Origin of the sequence: Bacillus cereus group sp. MG1 (genome assembly GCF_040460035.1) — a bacterium.
Taxonomy (GTDB): domain Bacteria; phylum Bacillota; class Bacilli; order Bacillales; family Bacillaceae_G; genus Bacillus_A; species Bacillus_A cereus.
Genome location: NZ_JARVGY010000001.1, coordinates 911805 through 928911, shown reverse-complemented (window position 1 = coordinate 928911; position 17107 = coordinate 911805). Strand labels below are relative to the sequence as shown.

Below are 17107 nucleotides of genomic sequence, written 5' to 3'. Positions count from 1 at the left end.
TAAAGGGGAACAAGGGGATGACAAACATAGTACAGACAAACGGTATGAAAAAACTTGTTTGTTTTTATGAAGAGTGGCAAAAACACGGCGATGCAGAGAATAGTTTAAAGTTGTTTGAGGTGATTCAAAAATATAAACAAGAACAGCTTATGATAGCGTGCTGTGGTCACTTCTCTGCGGGGAAATCAACGATGATGAATCATCTATATAAAGCGCAGCTGTTACCAACAAGTCCAATTCCGACAAGCGCTAACGTTGTCAAAATTGAAAAAGGAATGGATCGTGTTGTTGTAACGGTTAAATCTGGAGAACAGTACGAGTATGACGGTGCATATTCAGCTGAAGAATTAAAACAAATTTGTAAAGATGGTGATGAGGTAATTGGTGTTCACATTTATCGGAATGATGCGCCAATTCCTGAAGGTGTTATGTTAGTAGATACACCAGGGATTGACTCAACAGATGATGCCCATCAATTAGCGACAGAATCAACGCTACATCTAGCAGACGTAATTTTTTATATGATGGATTATAATCACGTCCAATCGGAAGTGAATTTGCAATTTGTTAAAGAATTGAAACAACGTAATAAAACGGTTTATCTCGTTGTCAATCAAATAGATAAACATAAAGAAAATGAATTGTCGTTTGAGAATTATAAAGATAGTGTAAAGCAATCGTTCTCTAACTGGGATATTGAAGTAGATGGAGTATATTATACGTCATTACGAATGATGAACCATCCACATAATGAAATTGGAAGCTTAGAAACGTTAATTACTTCTATTATGAAAGAAAAAGAGCAGTATGTAAGGACTGGAATGGAGCGAGAAACAGAATATTTAATGGGGGAACATTTCTCGTTTATTGTTTCTGAAAATGAAAAAGCTCTTTTGAAATATGAGGAAGAGTTAGCATCACCACTTTCTATTTCAGAGGTAGTTGAAAAGAAGGAAGAGTTAACGGAAGCGAAAAATCGTGAGGCAAGTAAAGAGTCTCATGTGAGAAATGAATTTATAAAAGGCCTACAAGCTATATTAGATAACGCGTATTTAATGCCATTTGAAATGAGAGAATTGGCAAATGCGTACTTAGAAACGAAATTAACAAAGTTTAAAGTCGGTTTGCTATTTGCGAAAGGAAAGACGGAGCAAGAAAAACAAAGGCGTGTAGAGGCGTTTTATTCTGCCCTTCAAAAGACTGTTGAAACGCAGCTTGATTTTCATGTGAAGGAATTTATTGTAGCCTTTTTAAAAGAAGAAGGATTGTTCACGGAGGAAATTGGGAAAGACATATATGGGTTAGAAATTGCTTTCGGACCAGAAATGTTGGCTGAGGTAATTAAACAAGGCGCAGGTTTCACAGGTGATTACTTACTTCTTTATACAGCGGATGTAGCGAATGAACTAAAGAAGCGTTATTTTATAAAAGCACAGCAAATTTTTGATAAAAGTGCGGTCGTTTTAAAGCAAAAGGTGAGGGAAGCAGTTGCTCGTATTGAAGAAGAGATTGAAACATATACGATGTTGCAAACGGCGAAAGAAACACAATTACAATACAATAACAATTTGGCGGCATATGAAGACTATTTACGAAATGTTTGGCACGATCATGTTGCTACGCCTGAAGGTTTGCAAATAGATGAGATATTGCAAAGGGAAAAGCAAATTGTTAGTGAGAAATTTACACTACAAGAGCAGGAAATCGTAAACGATAACGTAGCGATTCATGAAGAAGAGCTGAAAGGAACGGCGGCTTTAAATATTCAGCGGATATTAGAGAAAGTGAAAAAAGCTGAAACGATATTAGAGCCATTGCCAGCGCTGAAACATGTACAGCAAGAGGTAATAGAGAAAAGAAGACGTGTAGAAACAAAACAATTTACAGTAGCGTTATTCGGGGCATTTAGTGCTGGAAAATCATCATTTGCCAATGCCTTACTCGGTGAGAAAGTACTTCCTGTATCACCAAACCCGACGACGGCAACGATTAATCAAATTTTGCCGGTTACAGAGGAAAAACCACATGGAACAGTAATTGTTCAGTTTAAATCAAAGCAAGCGTTATTAGAAGATATGAAAGCTGTTTATAAGCTGTTTCATTATGAGATTGCTACGTTAGATGAAGCGTTAGCACAAATTGATAAAGTTATGAAATATCCTTCACCAACTGGGAAGCAAAAAACAACATTTAGCTTTTTACGAGCGGTACAAAAAGGGTATGATGCAGTTTCTACTTATTTAGGAGAACAAGTACAAGTTACATTAGAAGAGTTCTCTGATTATGTAGCGAATGAAGAGAAATCATGCTTCGTTGAGTATATGGAACTTTATTATGATTGTGCTTTAACAAGGCAGGGAGTAGCGCTTGTAGACACACCTGGAGCGGATTCTATCAATGCTCGCCATACGGATGTTGCATTTCAGTATATTAAAAACGCAGATGCTATTTTATTTGTAACATATTATAACCATGTATTCTCTCGTGCTGACCGTGAATTTTTAATTCAGCTTGGTCGTGTAAAGGATACTTTTGCCCTTGATAAAATGTTCTTCTTAATTAATGCTGCGGATTTAGCAGAGTCTGAAGAAGAACTTGAAATGGTAAAAGGTTATATCGCAGATCAGCTACTGCAATACGGTATTAGAAATCCGCGTTTATTTGCAATTTCAAGTTTATGTGCGCTTGAAGAGAAACAAGGAAAGAATGTTGAAAAAGAGAAGTATGGTATTTTACAAAACTCTGGGATTACTAAGTTTGAGGAATCATTTACGTCCTTTATGATGAGAGATTTAATGCTTGTTTCTGTGCATGCTCTATATGGTGCGTTGCAAGGGGCAGATCAGCTTTTAGTAAACATGATAAAGGGTGCAAAGCAGGGGAATGAAGAGAAAGAGAAGCAAACGAAAAAATATGAAGCAGAGCGTGATCAACTACTTCATATCATTTCTTCATATAGTGTACTTGCTGAAGAACAGGCGATGCAAAATGAAGTGAAAGAGTTGCTTTATTACGTGCAACAGCGTCTATTCCTCCGCTATAATGATGTGTTTACTGAATTTATTAATCCGGCATCACTTCGAACGGATGGAAATGTGAAAACACAATTGCAACAGTGTGTTATGGAATTAGTAGCATTTATTCAGCATGATTTATTACAAGAAATGCGTGCGACATCATTACGCCTTGAAAAATGGATAGACGAAGCGATGAAGCGTGCAAAGGATGAAATTGTAGTGAACTGTAAAGTAGAAAATGAATCAATTTCTATGAATGGAACAGTGGAGTATGAATACAAAGATATTACACATAAAGAACCGTTCCCTTCAGTTGAAATAAAAGATTTCAAAAAAGCACTGGCACATTTTAAAAATGAGAAAAGCTTTTTTGAAAAGAATGACAAAGCTTTTATGCAAGAAGACGCTAAATCTGTATTAGAACCGCTCGTATCAAACTATGTAGCTGATGAAAAACATTTATTTGTTCATCATTATAAGCAAGAGTGGGATATGAAGTGGAATTTATTCCAAAAAGTGATGCAGCAAGATGTGATGAACTATTATGAAAGTATATTGTTTGCATTGGCTGAAACGATCGATGTATCTCTATATGAACAAAGTAAAGAACAATTGCAAAAGCAGTTAGTAGAGATTGAAAAAGAAATTTATGTTATATAGTCGTTATGAGAAAAAGATTCGTTCAATTTTCTTTTGAAGTACAGTATCTAAAGATTTTACAAATCCAGCAAATTCATCGGTAGAAATCATATGAGTAAGAACGAGTCGTCTGCCATCTGGTGTTTCACCGCATAAGACGAATGAAGAAAATTCATATGTTTTGTTTTCAACTACTAATTTTGGATAGGAATACGTGTCGCTTTTCTTCTTCTTTCCATCAATAGAGATGACGTTGCATTTTTTCTCATTGTTGTCCATGGTGAATCCCTCCTTTCTATTATTTATGGTAGACAAGGAGGGTTTAGAACAATAGAGAAGGGGGAATTTTTTATGTCTGTTGTAATAGAACGTATTCCAAAAGAGGCTATACCGAAGGCTTTATTGTTACTTGCGGATCCAAGTGAACGGCAAATAGCTACGTATGTACAAAGAGGATTAACATACGTAGCTAAGCAGGGGGGGAGCGTTATCGGTGTATATGTTCTTTTGGAAACAAGGCCAAAGACGATGGAAATCATGAATATTGCGGTTGCAGAGCATTTGCAAGGAAAAGGGATTGGGAAGAAGCTATTAAGGCATGCTGTAGAAACTGCTAAAGGATATGGTATGTCAAAACTTGAAGTTGGTACAGGCAATTCTAGTGTTTCACAACTTGCTTTATATCAAAAATGTGGATTTCGTATTTTTTCTATTGATTTTGATTACTTTTCGAAGCATTATGAAGAAGAGATTATTGAAAATGGGATTGTATGTCGTGATATGATCCGGCTTGCAATGGAATTGAATAAAAACGTATAACTATTTAGGGGGAAGAGAAGATGGAAGTACATAAAGCAATTACAGCACATTCTCGTAAACAAAATGAAAGTGTAAAAGCATGTTTACAATTAGATGCACAGCGTGAAGCAGCTATTGAAGCTGCCGTATCTCTTGCGTCAAATGGGAAAGAATTTTCGGTTGATGTCATTAATGTTGTAACGAAGCAGATTAATGATCTTGCAAAAAATGGTGTTACCTTGCAGCGTAAATATGTTACAGAAGAAATGGTTATGGAGTATGTAAGTCGTTTGAAAGAGAAAGAAGGTCGTTAAAGATGATAGTTACAGTCGAATGGTTATGTGAGCATATAGAAGATGAGAATGTCCGTATAATCGATTGTCGTTTTGATTTAGCGAATCCTAATTGGGGTAGAGAAAAGTATGAAGAAGGACATATTCCTCATGCGTTATATTTTGATTTGAATTTAGATTTATCAAGTCCTATAGCAGAACATGGTGGCCGCCATCCTTTACCAAATATTGATGAGTTTGCAGACAAGCTTTCGAAGGCTGGTATTGATGAACATACGACAGTAATTGCGTATGACAGTCAAGCCGGTGCAAATGCTGCTCGTTTATGGTGGTTATGTAACTATGTAGGACATGAGAAAGTATATATATTAGATGGTGGTTTCCAGGCTTGGAAAGAGAATGGACTACCGACAACAGCGGAAATTCCTGTTGCTATACGAAAAACATTCAAAGCTAATATACAAGATCATATGCTTGTAACGATGGAAACGGTCAGAGAGAATATCCGTGCAGGTGCGGATGTTACATTAATTGATTCAAGAGAGCCCAAACGTTATGCTGGTGTAGAGGAACTTGTCGATCATAAAGCAGGACATATTCCAACAGCGGTAAACCATTTTTGGAAGGATGGAATGTTGCAATCAGGACAATTTAAGAATAAAGCTGGGCAACAAGAACGATTCCAAAATCTGTCGAAAGATAAGGAAACCATTGTATATTGTGGTTCTGGTGTTACGGCATGTCCAAATATCGTCGCATTAAAATTGGCTGGATTCCTAAATGTTAAATTGTATGCAGGTAGCTGGAGTGATTGGATCTCTTATCCAGAAAATCAAATTGCAAAAGAAGAAGATTAATCACTTGCATGCAAAAATAATTTGTATTAAAATAAGGTCACAAGCAAGAGATTGCTCGAAAAACTTTGTATTTTACACATTGGAAACAATGTGATAATATAACGACAAGTAAATAATACATCCTGCGGTGTGCGTAACTTATTTATGTCTAAAACCGATGTTAGTTATACGGAAGCTCAATATTTAGCGACCATCATCAAGCCTTCCTTGTGGAGGAAGATGTACGGTAACTGTGAGGGCATCCACCTGCGAGTAGCGGGTTTTTGGACATTTACGAGGAGCGGCACGTGCGGGGGTCTTATTTCAACTAACCTTATATAAAATTCCTACGGTGTACGTAGCTTATGCATGTCTTAAACCAATAAGTTTAATATGGAAGTTCAATATTTAAATGTAGCTAACATGCCATCTTTTTAAGAAGGAAGTTACAAACATTTGTGAGGGCATCCACCTGTGAGAGCAGGTTTATGGACATCTAGAGAGAACGGCATATGTGGGGCTATATAAAAACCTTACGTTTTATACGTAAGTTTTTTTTGTTGCATAGATATATTAATATTATCTTGATTCACCTGTGAAGTTTCCATACAAAGTGTTGACATCTATTTTAAATAAGAGTAACATTTTCAATGTAATGAAAATAAGTCTCTGTTAGGTGAGGCTCCTGTATAGAGAAATGCTACTGCCCAAAAATGTCGAGAGACGCCAATGGGTCAACAGGAATGATCGAATTAAGGTTTTTCTTAACGTAGCTGGTAATGTACCTATGCTATACAGTGCTAAAACTCGGTGAGGGAGAGGTCCGTAGATTTCTAATTATATTAGAAATCGTTTATTTGTGTATGTAATGGCCGCTACTCTCTTAAGGGTAGGGGTCTTTTTTGTTACCAAGCTATGAGTAATTTCATAGTATAAACTATAAAATTAAACGAGGAGGTGAGGAGCATGTCAAATTCTGACTCGGTTCCGTTACCCATATACTTCAAATCAAAAATATATGATGTAGGCAGGAAACGATTTGTTCCTCCCTCTATATTTATCACAATGTAGCGTTTATAAAGCGCTAGACACTTTCACAGTAAAGTGGATAAATTGAGAAACAAAGCGTTTCTTCCTATGTTGTAAAGGAGGAAACGATAATATGTTATATGCAAACAAAACTGTGGGTAACACGTCATATAAACTAAGTAAAAAATCAATAAAAGAACAAACAATGCTCCAAAAAAATAAAGATTTATTAATTGAAATTGCAACAAGAGATGTAAAATCTGTATTTGCATATTTTAAAACAACAAGAGACGGACTATCAATGAAAGAGGCACAAAAACGTATTCAAGTATATGGCCGAAATGAACTAACTTCAAAAAGAGCACTTCTTGCAGAAGTAATGATGAAGCTAGGTGGCATGATTCCAGGTTTTTCAAAACAACGTGTGTGTGATGAATTACAACGTGAAACGATTACTGTATCTAGAGTAGAATGTTCTAGTAGTACAGGGCTAAATAGTGAACTGAAAATGATGGAGATACCTGTGCAAGAACTTGTACCTGGAGATATGATTTTTCTTTCGGCTGGAGATGCTGTGCCAGCTGATGTACGTATTATTTATGCAGATGATTTATTAGTGAATGAGTCTGTATTAACGGGAAACGAAGCGAATATAGAGAAGTTTGAGAGCTGCTATCACCTTGAACGTAAACGGTTTATTCCATTAAAACGGATGAAAGATTATAATCCACTTGAGCTTGAAAATGTATGTTTTAAAGGTTCGCATATCGTTAGTGGAAATGCAAAAGCTATCGTTGTTTCTACTGGAAAAAATACGTATTCAGGCATCTTGCATACTTGTTGTAGTAGAACGTCTTAATGTGTTAATGATGCTAAATATACAAAAACAATGTATAATAGACAAAGTTGAGCAAAAACGTAGAATGGTAATCTATTTATATAACCTTACGTGATAACGTAAGGTTATTATTTTTTTAATAGGAGAGGAATTATGAAAAAAGTATTATTAGTTGATGGTATGGCACTATTATTTCGTGCTTTTTACGCAACAAGTGTCTACGGACAATTTATGAAACGACAAGATGGAACCCCTACGAACGGGATTCATGGTTATATGAAACACTTATTAACAGCTACGCAAGCGATCGAACCAACACATATCGTTACATGCTGGGATATGGGAAGTACGACATTTAGAACAGAATCGTTCTCGAATTATAAAGCAAATCGTGCAGCGCCACCAGAAGAATTAATTCCTCAATTTGATTTAGTGCAAGAAATGACTGCAAAATTATCCATTCCAGTTATCGGTATGAAAGGCTACGAAGCCGATGATTGTATCGGTACGCTTGCAAAACAATATTGCAATGAAGCTGAAGTTTATATTTTAACAGGTGATACGGATTTACTTCAACTTGTTGATAAGAGCGTTACAGTCATGCTTCTGCGTAAAGGAATTGGAAATTACGAATATTACACACCGGAGAAAATCATGGAAGAAAAAGGTGTAGAGCCGTGGCAAATCGTCCATGCAAAAGCTTTCATGGGAGATACAAGTGATAATTATCCAGGGGTAAAAGGTATCGGTGAAAAAACAGCGTATAAGCTTATTCAAGAGCACGGAACAGTATCCGCTGTACTAGAAAATGTAGAATCATTAACAAAAGCGCAGCGTACGAAGATTGAAAGTGATTTAGAGAACTTAAATATTTCGTTACAATTAGCCCAAATTCACTGTGAAGTTCCAATTTCATGTTCACTAGGAGAAGGATTACACACAATGGATGAAGAAAAACTTAGATTTGTTTGTGAAGAAATGAATTGGGGAAGACCTGAAATATTAATAAATATGCTATAAATAGTTTGGGAAGAGGGATGTTGCATAAGTCGAACTTTGACTTGGTGACACCTTCTTTTTGTTTTTGTAAACAGTATTATAATAAATAAAATTATGTCGAACTCAATTTTAAATATATAAATATTTCGACAAGATATAATGATAAAAGTTGATGAAAATAATAACTTTTATCATGAAGTGAATTAATTTCAACATAGTTTTAGATAATCATTTTTTCGTGTTCACAAAGTTGTCAGAAAATAAACGAGATTTTCATATGAAGTTCAAATAGAATTCACAACAATCAATTATTATAAGAACACACAGATAATTCTTTATCTTTTATATAAACCATCCCCCAAGGAGGACAATGAAAATGAGAAAAAAAGTGAGAAAATCTTTTAAACAATTATTAATTGAAAATAAACAATCACTATTAAATAATAAAGAAAATATGAAAGAAATTGAAGAGAGAATTGAGAAACGACATGTAGCATATAGTGGTGCCAGTAATTAAATAAAATAAAAAAGATAGCCTATGTAGGCTATCTTTTTTATTTTATATTGAAAAAACGCTATTCAGCTCTTTAATTTTGTAAATATGCAAGATATTTTTATAGCGTTTTTCTATCAATATTACTCATTTTTCGAGGTTGAAATTGGTATATACCAATTTTTGAGATTTTCTATTCAAAATATTACAAAAAATGTTACAATACACTCAAATTTATACTATAAAATCATTTTAATATGAAAAATTGGAATGAAAAGAAAGGAGAGGAATATGAATAAAGATGTCGCTTTGAAATGATTATTATCATTTCATTAGGAGTTGATGTAAAAAGATGAAAAGATACGAAGAATTGGACTCTATAAGAGGGATTTCTTCATTAGTAGTAATGATTGGTCATCATTTAATGATTTTTTCAGCATTTCAAAATTACAGTTATGAAGATAATAAACCATTTGTTGTGTATCTATTAAAAGAAACGCCTGCTCGTCTAATTTTTAGTAGTGGTAACGAATCAGTTATTATCTTTTTTGTTTTGAGCGGATTTGTTTTGTATGAATCTATTCAAAAAAACTATAGTAGCTATGGGTCATACCTTTTAAAACGTATATGCAGAATATATATTCCTTATATTGTGGCAATAATTATAGCTATTGTATGCCAGATTACAATTAGTGAATATGGTATTTCTTATTTAAGTGAATGGTTTAATCGCTCATGGACGATTAAAAGTTCTTCAAGCTTAATCGCACAACATATTTTATTGGTTGGGAAATATAATACAGATGCATATAACGGTGTGATTTGGTCACTTGTCCATGAAATGCGAATATCAATAATTTTCCCGTTAATTTTGATGATTTGCTTACGAAAAACGTTAAGGTGTTCATTACTATTATTGTTTAGTTTTAGTATATGTTCTGTCGTAATATTATTTTTGTTTCGCTCGGGCTTAACATTAACAAGCTATGCATTAACATTGCATTACACAGTACTGTTTTTACTAGGAGCACTAGTTGCGAAGTATAAAAATAATTTAATAGTTTTTTATAGTAATTGTACTAAAAACACGAAAATTGCATGGTTTTTATTTGCGATTTTACTTTTTATGTATGAAGGGCTTATAGGAGAAATTAAAGTGCTCAATAATTTTATATTTCGAGACTACGTAGTGGCGATAAGTGCATGTTTATTTGTCATATTAAGTTTGTCAATATCAACTTTGTCGTCCTTGCTACATAATAAATATTTGTTATATTTGGGGAAGATTTCTTACAGTCTTTATTTATACCATATTATATCGTTGTTTTCCCTTATATACATGCTCCATGAAATATTACCGTTGCCTATTATTTTAATTTTTTCACTTGTTTTTTCGTTTATACTTGCAATGCTTTCGTATGTATATGTAGAAAAATTTGCATTCGGAGTCGGAAAGTATGTAACAAAACAAGTGGATAGAAGAGAGAAAGGGTTATCTGTAAAGAGTGAATTGCAGGATGTTATTCAGAAAAGGGCGGTGAAATAATTGAAGCAAGAAATGAGTATAAAAGATTTTCAACAATTACTGAAAAGAAGATTCGTAACGATTATTTTAACGATGTGTTGTTTAACCGCTTCTTTAGTTCTTATCTCTATGTATGTTTTAAAGCCGTCATATCAATATTCAACGCAAATTCTTGTTGGGAATTTAGATGAGTTTAATAAGGAAAATTCAACAAATAAAACACAAGAAAATAAGCAACTAGTAACATCGTATGTTGATATTTTAAAAAGCCCATTAATTATTTCAACAGTCAAAAAAACTTTGAAATTAGAGCAATCAAGTTATGAATTAGCACAAAAAATCTCGGTTGTGAATACGGACAACTCACAAATTGTAACTGTTACAGTAAAAGATTCCAATCCGAAAATCGTGAAAGACATTGTAAAGACATTGGCAGAGCAATCACAAAAAAGCTTTCAACAGTACACAAATGTACAAGGGGTGAAAGTATTAACTGATCCTGAGTTACAGGAACAGGCTGAAAAATTGTTTCCGAAATTTCAACTGATCATTCCTATTTCTTTAATTGTTAGTTTTTTTGTTGGGATAGGTTTAGCTGTATTTCGAGATTATTTTGATGAACGTATATACACGGAACAGGATTTAGAGAAAATAACAACAGTCTCTGTTATTGGTCACATAAATATGGAACCAAATAGAAAAAAGAAACCTACAGAGGTTGATAAAAAATCATCTATATATCGAGGTGAACATGTCGATGTTTAGAACAAAGAAGCAGCTGCCATTCAATTTGCATGATGATCTGATGAAAGAGCAGTTTTATACGGTGTATCACGAGCTGAAAAAATCCGGAAAACAACTGTTCACAGTTAGTTCAACGAAGGACAGAGGTGTTGTTGCCTCGCTTATAGTAAATATGGGTCTAGTGTTTGCGGAAATGAAAAAAAAGGTGTTACTTATTGATGTGAATTTTTCTGACCCTAAACTACATGTATTATTACAAAGTGATCACATGATAACAGTAAACGATATAATAAGCTCTTCCTCCTGCAATTATGAATCTTTTTCTAGTAATTTGTCTAATTACTTATATTGTATTCCTGCAAAAAAAACAGTACATACAGGGACGCCTTTAGTTGCTATGGATGAATTTGATAATGCGATTGCTAAGTGGAAAGAAGATTTTGATTACATTTTCGTTTATTCTTCTGAAGTATTTGAGCTTCCTGCTACGCACATTATTGCAGGGAAATGCGATGGAGTGGTTTTAGCAGTTAAAAAGCAAAAAGATTCACTACGTACAGTGCAAAAAGTAATAGCGGGTATAAATAGGAAAGAATGTGAATTAATAGGTATAATTTTATATTCTTGAATGTGGGGGTAACGATCCATGATTCGTGAAACAAATCAAGCCAAGTTGTATACGATTCCGGCTCAAGAAAAGCCTAGCATATTGAATCGAAGTGTAAAACGCTTGTTTGATATTATATTTTCAATCATATTGTTACTATTAACAATACCAATTATGTTGTTCTTTTGTATTATGATTACCTTAGAAACATCAGGGGCTCCAATATACTTTCAAGAACGTTTAGGTATAAACGGGAAGAAGTTTAATGTATTTAAATTAAGGTCGATGGTAAAGGATGCTGAAATGAACGGACCACAATGGGCAAAAGAACATGATCAAAGAATTACAAAAGTTGGATTGTTTATAAGAAAAACGAGAATTGATGAATTACCACAGCTCTTAAACATTTTAAGAGGAGATATGTCTTTTGTAGGCCCTAGACCAGAGAGAGAGTTTTTTTATAATGAGTTTGATGCGTATATTCCAGAATTTAAGGAACGTTTAATAGTAAAACCAGGATTAACAGGATGGGCACAAATAAATGGAGGGTATAATCTTGATCCAAAGGAAAAGTTGAGGCTGGACATGGAGTATATTGAAATGAAAACATTTCGGATGGACATCCGTATTTTATGTAAAACCGTTTTAATTGTATTGAACGGTAATGGTGCAAGATAAATATATATGTAAACAAACAACATATGTAAGTAGGTTACTTGCAAAGGAGAACTTGTATGGGTAGATCTATTCTAAGCAATATTATCCATCTATTTTATAGTACGATTTTAGCTAACCTTCTTCAGGCCGTCAGTTTAATTGTTTTAGCAAACTTTTTTAACGCACAACATTATGGGATGTTTAGTGTTGCCATAGCAGTGACGTTTGTTATGTTATTTTTTACAGACTTAGGACTTAGTAATACGTTTCTTCGAGAAGGGGCAAAGGATGGAGCAGATTTAGAGCAGATTTTATCATCGTATATAAAAATAAGGATGATTCTACTTATTTTTATTTCTATCATCGGTTATATTGCTATTCATTATATGTATGCGGATAAAAATTTAATTTATATGATGATAAACGTAATGTTTTTCATGTTAATAGGATTAACTTGGCAAAACATAGGGATTGCCTATTTTCAACTGACGGAACGTATGAAGTATATAGCGCTCATAAAAGTTGTATCAGCATCAGTTGTCATTATAATTACATGTTTTTGTATTTTCGGAGAGTTACCGGTGTATGTAACAGCTCGCTTATATGCTTTTGGGTATATGATTGGTGGTTTATTCAGTATATATATCATGAGAAGAAAGACGAAAATGAATATGAAAGTCGTAATTCATAAAGCGTTATTTTGGCAATTAACTCCCTTTATTATTAGCGGTTTTTTAATAATGAGTACGCCACAATTAGCGCCTATCTTGCTTAACTATACATTGCCATTAAGTATGGTAGGTGTTTTTGCAGTGGCGTACCGGATGCCGGCAGCTTTATATCAAGTACCAGGGGTAATTGCAGGTGCATTTTTTCCGGTGCTCTTTAAGCATTATAACCAGAATAATATAGAAGAGCATACGAAATTAAATTTACTTCAAATTAAATCAATGGCGATTGTAGGAATATGTATGACGATCGGTTTATATCATTTAGCACCATACTTTATTTCTATATTTTTTCATGAAGAATGGAGGAATGCAGTAGAACCACTCCAAATATTATCATTTCTTATTGTGCTACAAAGTTTAAATATTGCCATTGCTGACGGTTTAACGACGAGTGGTTGTCAAAATAAGAGGACTGTTGTGCAGTGTGTAGCATTGGTGATAGGTGGGGTTATGCTTTATAGCTTTAGTAGTCTTGGTGGAGTGATAGGAGCGGCATACGCTATGGTTTTATTTGAAATAGTCGCTTTAGTGGGATATATAGCGGTAAGTGTAGTGAAGAAAAAAATTGTATTCCAAATTGTAATACCGTATACAATTTATTTTGGTGTAACCTTTATTGGAGTGCAATATATATTGCATACATATCATTTAATTGCGCTTGTTCTTAATATACTAATTGTAGTAGCTGCCATATTCCTATATGATTATGAGCTAAAAAAACTTCTTCTTTCTTTTATAAGAAAAATACGCAAAAAGGATTATATTACGAAACAGGGGATATAGCCTATGGAAAATAATATGAAAGTATCAATGGGATGGATTATTCTTCTAATATTATTTGTCATGTTAAGTAAATACAATTTATATATTGGATTTTCATTGAAGATATATATGATTTTTTTAGTCATATATTTTTGTTTAACAATTAAAGACTTTCATATTCAAAAGTTATATTTTCATGAAGTTATATTTTTACTGTTTTATTTCATTTATTGTTTAAGCGGAATTCTTTCTATGTATTTAAATGCTAGTATTCGTATGATTTTTGGCGTGCTACTCGTTTTAGGATGCTATTTTATAATGAGAAATTTATTGGGGAATACTGAAATAGTGGTACTTGAATCATCCATTGCTTATGTAGGAATAGTATTTAATGTTGTAAGTCTACTACTCTATATAATCGGTTTACAATACTTTAGTTTATACGGTGGAGAAGAGAGAGAAATTTTTGCTGGATTATTAGTTGATAGAGGATATCCACGGTTAATTGGATTGCTAGATGATCCTAACATTTTTATTTTCTATAATACAATATTTTTTATGTACTATATGACGAATTTGCAAAATATCACTAACATCTTAGGGTTAATTTTATGTGTTACGACGAGTCTATTAACCTTTTCAAGAGGGGGAATATTAGCGCTTGTGCTTGTCATTTTTGTATATATATGTATGTCTAGTTTCGCTAAAAAAATAAAAATAATTATGAGTTTAGTATTGTTTAGTGTAGTTATTTTTAGTTTATCGAATAGTGTAATGGGGGGCCAATTAGATGACATATTAAATAAACGAATTTCTGATTTTTCCCATGATAATGGAAGTGGTAGATTTACATTATGGGAAGCTGCTTTTAAATATTATTTATCCAATCCATATATCGGAATTGGTGCGTTTAACTTCTCTAATTATTATGAGTATCAATTTAATGAAAAATTATATGTACACAATACATTTTTAGAAATTTTGTCTGAGTCGGGTACAATTGGTTTTCTTCTATATAGTGCGTTTTTATTCATATTAATGTTTAAGTTAGCGCAGCATACTTTGTTTCGTGAAAAACCATACCTTCTATTGACTATGATTGCATTTTTATTTCAGATGATGTCATTGTCACTCATTATTAACGAAGCGTTCTTTTTATTTTTAGCAGTTGTTGTGAAGTATATTTCAATATATGAAGGAAGGGGAAAGATAGATGGTAAAATGTCTATCAGCACATAATAAGGCGCCTCATGTTTCTGTAATAACACCTTCTTATAATAGTAGACGATTTATAGGTGAGACAATTTTATCTGTACAGAATCAATCGTATGAAAACTGGGAAATGATTATCGTTGATGACTGTTCAACCGACCAATCTGCCGCAAAAATTAAAGAGATAATAGAAGGAGACTCACGTATTAGGTTATTATCATTAAAAGAAAATGTTGGTGCTGCTAAAGCTCGGAATTTAGCGATTCGAGAGGCGAGAGGAAGGTACATTGCCTTTTTAGATAGTGATGATATATGGTTGCCGCATAAATTGAAGACACAATTGTTATTTATGGAAGAAATGAATATTGCTTTTTCATATGCGTCGTATAGTTTAATTGATGAAAATGGTAATGAATTAAATCGCGAAGTGAGTGTACCAAAATCTGTTGACTATCATTATTTAGTAGGAAATACAATTATCGGGTGTTTAACGGTGATGATTGATCGTGAAAAAATTCCGTATGTCGAAATGCCTAGTGTACAGCCGGAAGATACAGCGTTATGGCTGAACTTATTACATGAAGGGCATGAAGCAAAAGGGATACAGCAAGTATTAGCGAAGTATCGAATTGTAGCAAATTCTGTTTCGAGAAATAAAGTTAGAGCAGCTTTTCGGTATTGGAAATTATTAAGGGACCAAAAAAGTCTTAATGCAGTGCAAAGCTTTTACTATTTTAGTAAGTATGCTTATCATGCTTATAAAAAAAATAAAATCAATGTAGTTGGGAAGACGCAATTATGAATATACTGTTGATGACTGATAAATTGATAACTGGCGGAGCCGAAAATTATTTCTGTAAATTAGAAAATAATTTGCATTATGAGGATTTTAAGATTTATACAGCTGCAGGTGATGGAGAACTATATGAATCCCTTACTAGAAAAGAAAATTTTATCTTACTTAGTCGATGGAATCATTTGAGAAATATTTATTATTTACGAAACGAAATTTGTAAACGAAAGATAGAACTTATTCATGCAAATAGTTTGCGAATGGTATTATATGCTTTTCTACTTCAAAAGTTTATTAAAAAAAAGATGAAAATTGTTTATACGAAACACAATGTAACGATATTAGAAAAGAAAATGCCAACGCTTTTTCGGTATTTCATGAATAAATATGTGAACAATATTATTACAGTAAGTGAGTTTGAAAAGAACAATTTAATTTCAATTCATGTAGCAGAAGAAAAAATAAATACAATTTATAACGGTGTTGATATTGAAAAGTTTTTATTCCAGCAGAAAAAGAAAGAATCTACATATAAAATAGGGATATTAGCTAGATTATCCAAAGAGAAAAACCATCAACTATTTGTCAAAATTGCAAATGTGTTGAAAAAGAGAAATGATTTTATGTTTTATATTGCTGGTGATGGACCAGAGAAAGAATCGATTATGAAAGAAATAGAAAAATATGGATTGCAGCAAAGGGTGAAGATGCTAGGGAATATTTCAGAGCCGCATGAGTTTATAGGGAATATGGACGCCTTACTTTTATTATCTTTTCGTGAAGTGTTTCCAATGGTAGTAATTGAAGCGATGGCTACAGGGACACCAATTGTTTCAATAGATGTTGGTGGAATACATGAAGCGGTAATAGATGGAGAGTCAGGTGTTTTGATATCTGAATATTGTGAATCAGAATTCGCAAGTGCGCTTGAGGAACTACAAGGGAATGAAGAAAAGGTAACTGCTATTAGATTGAAAGCACGAGAGAAAGCAATGAGATATTTCTCGTTAACTAAAATGATAGAGGAAACGAAAAATATATATGAATTAAACAAATGACCGAGTAGGTCGTTTGTTTTTTTTATTATAGAAACTTTTAAGAGACAACTCACATATTATATGAAAAAGGTAATAT

16 protein-coding genes, 2 other RNA genes and 1 riboswitch are annotated in these 17107 nt (G+C 33.3%); of the genes, 17 read left to right on the top strand and 1 reads right to left on the bottom strand.

The genetic code is table 11. The features are described 5' to 3' along the window. Nucleotides 1-17 precede the first annotated feature (17 nt). A complete protein-coding gene (locus QCI79_RS04615) occupies nucleotides 18-3677 on the top strand; it encodes a dynamin family protein (RefSeq protein ID WP_021728649.1) in 3660 nt (1219 codons plus the stop codon). 3 nt (nucleotides 3678-3680) lie between these two features. Here QCI79_RS04615 and QCI79_RS04610 read toward each other — a convergent pair whose 3' ends face one another. Next, the gene (locus QCI79_RS04610) at nucleotides 3681-3935 is read right to left on the bottom strand and encodes a DUF3931 domain-containing protein (protein ID WP_000369740.1); all 255 of its coding nucleotides are present in this window, start codon (nucleotides 3933-3935) and stop codon (nucleotides 3681-3683) included. A 72-nt stretch (nucleotides 3936-4007) separates the two neighbouring features. On the opposite strand from QCI79_RS04610, the gene QCI79_RS04605 reads away from it, so the two are divergent. The 16 genes from QCI79_RS04605 to QCI79_RS04530 all read left to right on the top strand — a co-directional run bounded on the left by QCI79_RS04605 (nucleotide 4008) and on the right by QCI79_RS04530 (nucleotide 17031). Continuing rightward, nucleotides 4008-4475, top strand: coding sequence for a GNAT family N-acetyltransferase (locus tag QCI79_RS04605; RefSeq protein ID WP_000117686.1), 468 nt, complete (start codon nucleotides 4008-4010; stop codon nucleotides 4473-4475). A 20-nt stretch (nucleotides 4476-4495) separates the two neighbouring features. Continuing rightward, entirely contained in the window at nucleotides 4496-4768 is a 273-nt protein-coding gene (locus tag QCI79_RS04600) for a YpbS family protein (RefSeq protein ID WP_000451818.1), read from the top strand. Nucleotides 4769-4770: 2 nt separating this feature from the next. Beyond that, nucleotides 4771-5604 (top strand): sulfurtransferase, encoded by an 834-nt coding sequence (locus QCI79_RS04595; protein ID WP_021728650.1) that lies wholly within the window; start codon nucleotides 4771-4773, stop codon nucleotides 5602-5604. Nucleotides 5605-5720: 116 nt separating this feature from the next. Beyond that, nucleotides 5721-5903: non-coding RNA, 6S RNA (ssrS, locus tag QCI79_RS04590), on the top strand. Between the two features lie 21 nt (nucleotides 5904-5924). Continuing rightward, a non-coding RNA gene (gene ssrS / locus QCI79_RS04585) (6S RNA) lies at nucleotides 5925-6108 on the top strand. Nucleotides 6109-6244: 136 nt separating this feature from the next. Further along, nucleotides 6245-6410, top strand: a riboswitch (M-box (ykoK) riboswitch). A gap of 335 nt (nucleotides 6411-6745) precedes the next feature. Then, entirely contained in the window at nucleotides 6746-7471 is a 726-nt protein-coding gene (locus tag QCI79_RS04580; RefSeq protein ID WP_000964949.1) for a P-type ATPase actuator domain-containing protein, read from the top strand. 132 nt (nucleotides 7472-7603) lie between these two features. Next, the gene (locus QCI79_RS04575) at nucleotides 7604-8470 is read left to right on the top strand and encodes a 5'-3' exonuclease (RefSeq protein WP_021728651.1); all 867 of its coding nucleotides are present in this window, start codon (nucleotides 7604-7606) and stop codon (nucleotides 8468-8470) included. Nucleotides 8471-8825: 355 nt separating this feature from the next. Further along, the gene (locus tag QCI79_RS04570) at nucleotides 8826-8966 is read left to right on the top strand and encodes an FbpB family small basic protein (RefSeq protein WP_001228048.1); all 141 of its coding nucleotides are present in this window, start codon (nucleotides 8826-8828) and stop codon (nucleotides 8964-8966) included. Nucleotides 8967-9294: 328 nt separating this feature from the next. Beyond that, nucleotides 9295-10488 (top strand): acyltransferase family protein, encoded by a 1194-nt coding sequence (locus QCI79_RS04565; protein ID WP_000833058.1) that lies wholly within the window; start codon nucleotides 9295-9297, stop codon nucleotides 10486-10488. Then, nucleotides 10489-11232 (top strand): YveK family protein, encoded by a 744-nt coding sequence (locus tag QCI79_RS04560; RefSeq protein ID WP_000807055.1) that lies wholly within the window; start codon nucleotides 10489-10491, stop codon nucleotides 11230-11232. It begins immediately after the preceding gene. Further along, nucleotides 11219-11839, top strand: coding sequence for a CpsD/CapB family tyrosine-protein kinase (locus QCI79_RS04555; RefSeq protein ID WP_031303651.1), 621 nt, complete (start codon nucleotides 11219-11221; stop codon nucleotides 11837-11839). The genes QCI79_RS04560 and QCI79_RS04555 overlap by 14 nt, the downstream gene beginning before the upstream one ends. An 18-nt stretch (nucleotides 11840-11857) precedes the next feature. Next, the gene (locus QCI79_RS04550; RefSeq protein WP_000617648.1) at nucleotides 11858-12496 is read left to right on the top strand and encodes a sugar transferase; all 639 of its coding nucleotides are present in this window, start codon (nucleotides 11858-11860) and stop codon (nucleotides 12494-12496) included. Nucleotides 12497-12552: 56 nt separating this feature from the next. Next, nucleotides 12553-13989 (top strand): oligosaccharide flippase family protein, encoded by a 1437-nt coding sequence (locus QCI79_RS04545; RefSeq protein WP_000533743.1) that lies wholly within the window; start codon nucleotides 12553-12555, stop codon nucleotides 13987-13989. A 3-nt stretch (nucleotides 13990-13992) separates the two neighbouring features. After that, nucleotides 13993-15207: an O-antigen ligase family protein gene (locus QCI79_RS04540; RefSeq protein ID WP_000429870.1), complete on the top strand. Its 1215-nt coding sequence runs from the start codon at nucleotides 13993-13995 to the stop codon at nucleotides 15205-15207. Beyond that, a complete protein-coding gene (locus tag QCI79_RS04535; RefSeq protein WP_000237694.1) occupies nucleotides 15182-15982 on the top strand; it encodes a glycosyltransferase family 2 protein in 801 nt (266 codons plus the stop codon). Before QCI79_RS04540 ends, QCI79_RS04535 begins: the two co-directional genes overlap by 26 nt. Further along, nucleotides 15979-17031 carry a glycosyltransferase family 4 protein gene (locus QCI79_RS04530; protein ID WP_001023684.1) on the top strand — a complete coding sequence of 351 codons (1053 nt, stop codon included), beginning with the start codon at nucleotides 15979-15981 and terminating at the stop codon, nucleotides 17029-17031. Before QCI79_RS04535 ends, QCI79_RS04530 begins: the two co-directional genes overlap by 4 nt. Nucleotides 17032-17107 lie beyond the last annotated feature (76 nt).